The 6466-nt window shown below is 59.4% G+C and carries 6 protein-coding genes; 1 reads left to right on the forward strand and 5 read right to left on the reverse strand.

The genetic code is table 11. The features are described 5' to 3' along the window. From KBZ15_RS15845 to KBZ15_RS15860, 4 genes are all read right to left on the reverse strand, one after another. The coding region (locus KBZ15_RS15845) for a hypothetical protein (protein WP_255016164.1) at positions 1-229 on the reverse strand (229 nt) is incomplete at its 3' end. After that, the gene (locus KBZ15_RS15850) at positions 226-849 is read right to left on the reverse strand and encodes a hypothetical protein (protein ID WP_255016165.1); all 624 of its coding nucleotides are present in this window, start codon (positions 847-849) and stop codon (positions 226-228) included. The genes KBZ15_RS15845 and KBZ15_RS15850, both read right to left, overlap by 4 nt. 1226 nt (positions 850-2075) lie before the next feature. Next, positions 2076-2387, reverse strand: a complete 312-nt coding sequence (locus KBZ15_RS15855) for a DUF1651 domain-containing protein (RefSeq protein WP_315859910.1) — start codon at positions 2385-2387, stop codon at positions 2076-2078. Continuing rightward, on the reverse strand, positions 2353-2631 hold the full coding sequence (locus KBZ15_RS15860) for a galactose oxidase (RefSeq protein WP_255016166.1): 279 nt from the start codon (positions 2629-2631) through the stop codon (positions 2353-2355). The genes KBZ15_RS15855 and KBZ15_RS15860 overlap by 35 nt, the downstream gene beginning before the upstream one ends. A gap of 461 nt (positions 2632-3092) precedes the next feature. On the opposite strand from KBZ15_RS15860, the gene KBZ15_RS15865 reads away from it, so the two are divergent. Beyond that, positions 3093-3464, forward strand: a complete 372-nt coding sequence (locus KBZ15_RS15865; RefSeq protein WP_255016167.1) for a hypothetical protein — start codon at positions 3093-3095, stop codon at positions 3462-3464. A gap of 193 nt (positions 3465-3657) precedes the next feature. Here the strand turns inward: KBZ15_RS15865 and KBZ15_RS15870 are convergent, their stop codons facing one another. Next, a complete protein-coding gene (locus tag KBZ15_RS15870; protein WP_255016168.1) occupies positions 3658-6369 on the reverse strand; it encodes a virulence-associated E family protein in 2712 nt (903 codons plus the stop codon). Positions 6370-6466: the final 97 nt, after the last annotated feature.

Consider the following 6466-nt stretch of genomic DNA (forward strand, 5'->3'; position numbering starts at 1 on the left):
GCTGCCTATTCACATAGGCGCGTAGGCGGCTAGCCGTTTCTGGCTGCACATACCAGGCGCGCATCGTCCAACTGCTGCGCTTGCTGCCTTCGACCTGCTGCCGTGCGCGGCGTGCTGGCGCCGTTGACGGTTCTGGCGGTTCTGGCGGTTCTGGCGGTGCAGTGCCGAAGACGGCGGCCAGACCTTGCTGGCGTTCCTCGAGCTGCTTGGTGATCTTGTCGAGCTTCATGGCTGCAGCTTGGTTTCGATTTCGGTTGCAAGGTCTGCCACCTGCTGCCATGCCGTAACGGCACCGGCGTCTGGCCTGTCGGCGTCGGTGCGTGCATCGCGTACGGCAAGGCCAGCGGCTTCGGCTTTCGGCCATGCCGACAGCAGAGTGATCTGAGCCGCCAGCACCGGCAAGCCGACACGTTCAAGCACTTGCCTGGTCTTGATTGCGTCGACCTTGCGTCTGGTGTCGCACATGGTCAGAACCACGCCGAACGGCACGCCAGTGGCTTTCAGGATCTCGGCCAGGTCGACCACCTGCTCGATGGAGCTGGCCGCTGGTTGGCATGGCGCCAGCACGAAGTCGCTGCCTTCGGCATAGGTGCGCTGCTCGTCGCGGCTGCCGCCAGCGGTGTCGACCACCACCAGATCCCAAGGCTTCGCCATTGCCATCGGCGCCTGCTGTATTGGTGCCACGGCACTGCCAGCAGCAAGCAGCGCACCTTCGCCACGGGCGTGCAGCTTCGTGGCGCTGCCATTCGGATCGGCGTCGATCAGCAGCACACGCTGGCCAGCAGCAGACCACCAGGCGGCCAGGTTGGTGGTCTGCTGGTCTTGGCGGTGCCGCCTTTCAAGCCGCAAACAGTCAGAACGCGGTGTGCCATGCGCCGCAGCTAAGCAGCTAGGCGACTAGGTGGCAAGCTGCCACGCCAATTAGGCGCTTATTCGGCTAGCCGGCTAGCTGGCTAAGCTGTCGCAATCGTTGTTACGTCAAACAGGCTGCGGGATAATCGGGCTATCTGCCGCTGAGACATGCGCTACCTAGTAGCTGCTGCTGCTGTCCTGATGGCATCGCCCGCGTCTGCCGGGCCAGACTGCATCTGGGGGCCTCCTGGGTTACCAAGCGGAACTGCTAGCTGGTCTGGCAGCTCAAAAATAATCGAGACGTATCTCACAACGAGCAACGGCGACCGCTACACCTGCGGCCGAGATGTCGAGAAAAACAACAACTTTCAGAGGCAAGTTGGCAGTATGGGTTTCTCCATGCAGGACTGTGGCCCACTGACTATTATCAGAAAGAAATCCTACCGGGAATGCACCTTTGAAGAGATCGCCAAGTCCGTATGTGGAACAAGACGAATCACATCTGATACTAGTTACGAATTGATAGACAAGAATAGGCAGTCATTTTACCTCGGCACGGATTACAACGAGGTCGATAGGGGCGAAACCAGTGACTCGTGCACTAGCCAAATAAGAACCAAGATCCACACAAAAACCTGGCGGGTCGGAGCATCGAAAATCTCGTTGACAACGGTGACGGAGTACCAGGCGGAGAGCATCAAGCAGCCGTCGCTTTAAGCACCAACAGCGCAATAGCTGTTACGTCAAACGGCGGAGCTGAGACTTACTTCAGCCCAAGTATTCGGCGGCGCTGAGCGTCCGCGTCTTCTTCTCCACGTAGAGGGAGCGAAGGGGATTCCTCCTTACCCACTGCGCTTTGATGCTCTGCCAGAAGGCGGAGGTATCTACGGAGCTTCAGATCTGGTATGCCTATTGAGGCCAGCAGACCAAGGGGGTCGAAGAGAAGCCCACTAAAGAACCAAACGGGTGCTTTATACCCCTTAGCACTAGCCACAAGACTGCTGTAGATACCGCATACCAATCCCAGAATCAAAAGAGGGAGGAGGATTTCCATGGCATATAGGGAGCTGCTCCCATGATGCGCCCCTCTCCCACTTTTATGGGGAGGTGTCGGGGTGCTCCACCTGTTTCTGTGTTTGTAAGCAATACAGGGGAAGGCAAGAGCACAGGTTGATAACGGGTGTCCCCATGCTGGCGGGCTGAACCGGTAGCGGTAGCGCCATTCAGGCCCGCAGCGGCTTCTGCGGGATCCACTGCGGCGGACATGCCTGCCAACCCACCTGCCGCTTCTCGCTCCAGAGCTTGAGGGCCTCCTCGCGGCTGATCTCCAGCCGCCGTTTGAGCCGCGGCACCGGTTGATCCGGCAACAGCTCCCCGACCGTGACTTCTAGCTGCTGACACCAACGGTCCCAGCGGCTGGGCCGGAAGTGGAGAACATGCCGGCCGTCGCTAAGCCAGGCCTCCTTGGGCGACAGCGGTGGTCGGCTATGGGTCCCTCGCTCAGGCCACCTCCGGCGCCCAGCCCCGCTGTCGATGCAGGTCTTCGGTCCAGCCCTGGCAGCGGCTGGTCAGGTGCTCGCCGTGGGCGATCAGGCCCTGATTTAGGTGGCAGGTGAGCAGCGGTATGCACTCGGGCCCCGGGTGGTGGCGGAAGAAGTGGCAGGTCATGCAGACCTGGCGGCTGCGGCTGGAGCGGAGCACCGCCTTATCAAGCCAGGGCCAGTCTTCTATCGCCTCCTTGCGGGAGGGCTCTAAGCGGGAGAGGAGGAGCGGCACCATGGTGACTGTTGCATGCGTACTCCTGTACTAACACGGTATGGATCTTGGTGCCAGGGGTCTGCTCTGGCCGCTGCCCTTGATGGGTGTGCCCTTGCGGGGAGGGGGCAGCTGGGCTGGCCGCCTCAAGCTGGCGCTTATCGGAAACACACCGGCCATTGCGCACCCACCCCTGAACAGAGAACGCACCACCGCAACAGGCCTAAGTACCGCGTCGAAACAGGCTGCACCCATAGAAGTTGCTCTAACTAATTGTCCCCTAATTTTGCCGCCTAATTATGGCTCACTTGCTTAATGGGTCCTTCCTGGATGTTTAACATGTGAGGTAATTAGAACCGCACCTGCAGGCCAGGTACAGGGTAGATGTTTTGGGACGCCCACCCAAATCGGCTAATGTGGCTATAGCAACCCCTACCCCCTCCCCTTTGCCAGCAGCCCCCCTCATTGCTTATCAGGAGCCCCCAATGGAAGTGAGCATCACAGAAGCATCGATAGCGCTTGGCTTTCGGAGCCGCAGCACGATCTACAGGCTGCTCAAGAGCGGATCATTGAGTGCTTTTGAGCGCACCAGCCCATCCGGTGCACGCTGCCTTGAACTCGACGGACTGGCGGACACGGTGAGACGATTGCTGAGGAGGCAGGTCAACAGCGCCACCCCGGTGCCCAGCGAGGCCCCTGCCCTGGACTGGTGGGGTGATGTGGCATCTAGCTGTAACCGCTACCTCGAAGTTGACTGCTGGGGCCCACCGCCATGGAGCGCTCTGCAGTGGTCTGTGCTGGTGGGGGTAGCCCAAATGGCTGTTGAGGAGTTGGGCAATTTCAAAGAATATGGTTGAGTTCACAGGAACTCCGCTTTTGCAACAGCATATTCATCACTAGATAGCAAACCCTATTACTAGTCATGGCTAAAAGACTGCAGTCACCAGTGGACGATTGGATTCTTGCTTCCAGTTGTGTAGGCCAAGCACATCCCAAGAGGTTGGCCTTCTTGGTAGTAGTTCTTGCACGGCCTACATCAAGTAAGGATTACTATAGGAAAGTCGATTCGTAGGTTCGCCGATCAAACGGGGCGGACGCCTGGCCCTTTTTGCGACGTTGGCTCCCTTTGTTGCGCTGAGGTGTCTTAACCCCCTCAGGTGTCACAACCTCTTCTAAGGGGGGTTGGGACACTGAAACCGACTGCGCCTCAATTGATTTGGGCGGGTGAAGGGGGGTGCCACAACCCTCCTCAGAAAAAACCTGATTCGTATGCCCACCAGCGCCCCCTGTAGCGCTCTCATTTACCTCCTCCGTTTTTCCTGAAAAAGGTTGTGGCGGTTGGGACAAGGTGGACAGACCCGTTCCAGTGCAGTCAGTCTGGGGTGTCACAACCCTGGCGCCTTGTGGTTGTGGCGGTTGTGGCGGTTGGGACAGCTCCCACCGGCGGACCTTCCGCCCCCCTACCCGTTCTTGCTTGCGCTTCTGAAAGCCCATTTTCTTCAGCACAGCCGCGATCCTGTTTTCGTCGTATCTCTGGATTTGGTCTGGGCGTCGCAGGCCGGCTGAGTACAGCACCTCCGCGCTGGTGAAGGGCTGTTCTGGGTCGTAGCTCAGAGGGGAGGGGTCGCGTTCCCTGTCCCACCGCGCCAACGGATCGCCGTCCATCCAGGCGCGGACCATCTCGACCCACGGGTCCTGCTGGTTGAAGTCCTCGTTTTGTGTAGCGCTCAGGGTTTCCATCGCCGTGGAGAGCATGGGGAGCTCACCCGAGCGGTAGGCGATCACAGCGGCTTTCCAGATCGAATCCCTGGCGGCAGTGATGCCTGCCCGATCCAATGGGCCAGCACCTTCAACCGGAACAACCCAGTACCGGCGGTTCCCGGTGTCATCCCGCAGAAAAGTGTCCTCGTTGACAGTGGCGGCGAAGACCGACTGACGGGGAAGCCGTTCCGCTGTGCGCCCATACGGTGGACGCATGTTGTCGATACTGGTGGTTATTAGATTCTTCAATCGCCCGGATTCTTTGCGGTTGGTGACGCTCTCCAGCTCCGCCAGCTCATAGATCCAAGTGCTGTGAACATTCAGTAGTAGATCCTTTTCGTTTTCGGGCACGCTGCAGCAATGAAAATCCTTTGAGGCGAGGGCCTCAATTGATCGAGACTTCTTCTGGCCTTGTCCGCCCTGTAGCACCAAGCAGTAGTCCATCTGGCAGCCGGGATGGAGCGCCCGCGCAACAGCGCCAATCAGCCACTTGCGGATCATCTCAACGTGAAGCGGGTTGGTAGCGCGGAAGAAGCGCGGCCCGACCTGATCGAGATCAAACGGGGTGATGCTTGGGTTTACCTCGATCTGCTCCAAGTAATCGCGGACTGGGTGATGGGGGCATTGCCTAGCGGCATGGAGCACCGCCTTCACGACGGGCTCCGCCGTGATGCTCCAGCCCTTGGCGGTGAGCAGCACATAAGCGGAATCAAGGCAGGCGTCAGTGATCCGCTGCCACCGGCTTCTGGTCTGAATTTCAGCCCGTAGATCAAGCTCGTTGAATCTCAGCCAGTTGCTCGGGAGCATCTCGGCCAGCCGGCCGGGAGTCAGGGTTTGCTGGTTGCCCTTCTCGCTCCAGCCATCTGGCAGCAGCTGGATCAATGCCTGGAACGATGCGGGTGGGGCTGACTGGTCGCCAAAACCGTTGACGATCTCGCCTGCATCATTTTGCCGGCCCGCGGGCCGTAAGTCCCGCTTGAGGTCGTGGCGCTGGATGTCGATGCCGTAGTGCTCGCGCAGAAATGGGTAAAGCGAGCCTGGGCTGATGCGGTCTGGTCCTTTGCGGAAATAGCCCGCAAGGTCTGTGACGGTGGGCGAATGCTTAGCCATCAACTCATGTGCCCGCTCGGTGCCCAGCTCAACCGACAGACGAAGCGCTAGCCCTAGCAACTCATCACGGCGGCCCTGGTCATGCTTGAACTCAGGCACCTGCCTCAAGGCATCAATCACAGAGCTTTCTGGCCGTGGTGGCAGGTCTGCTGCTGCCTTGCGAGCGCTACTGGCAAAGGGCCCTGACTGCTTGACGTTGAGCAACTGGGGCTCTGGCTCGGGCAGGCAGTCCAGGATCTGCTGCAGGGTGTAGCGGGTGCCGGTGTCGTGGGTCAACTCAGCCCGCTGGCCGTTGGGCTTGCCTGTCTTTTTGTCGATATAGTCAAAGCCAGGCAGACGCATCAGCCTTGATGGGTTACTGCATTGCTTGTCGCTGTCGCAATGCTTGATCAGGCGTTGGGTCCCAACTCGCCATTCATCAGTCGACAGGGGTTCGGTTAGGACCCAGTAGCAATGCACCGACTTGCCGCCGGTCTTGACCATGGCTGAGGGCTCAGGTAGGCCCAGCTCGCGCCATGCCCGCGACTGCCACTCGATGGGCTTACCATCCCACTCGACAAACAGAGCCCGGCAGGCATGAACGTCGTGGTCTTCGACTGCGCCTGTTGGTTTGCCGTTCTTGTACTTGCCGGTGGCTTGATCTGCATCACCAGTGATGAAGAATATCGACGCGCCTGCTTTGTTGTCCGCCTCAAGCGTGGCCTCGTCGAATCCCTGCAGGTCTGTCCCGTTGCCATGTCTTATTGGCCCCTGGACAGGGCGGATGCAGCGGAACCATGTTTTGGCGGGGTCTTTGCCGAGCAGCTGTAGGAAGTGCTTAGCCTCGGTAGGTAGGCTGGTTTCAGGATTTAATCCACCAGCCACCGCTCCAACGGTGGCTTTTTCTTTCATCGCTCAAGCCCCCACCAGCTCAAGGGTCCGGGCATCGCGTGCGCAGGCTTGAATCATTGCCCGCTCACATAGCTCCAAGTGATAGAGCAGCGGGCTG

This window comes from Cyanobium sp. BA20m-p-22, from assembly GCF_024346275.1.
Classification (GTDB): Bacteria; Cyanobacteriota; Cyanobacteriia; order PCC-6307; family Cyanobiaceae; genus Cyanobium_A.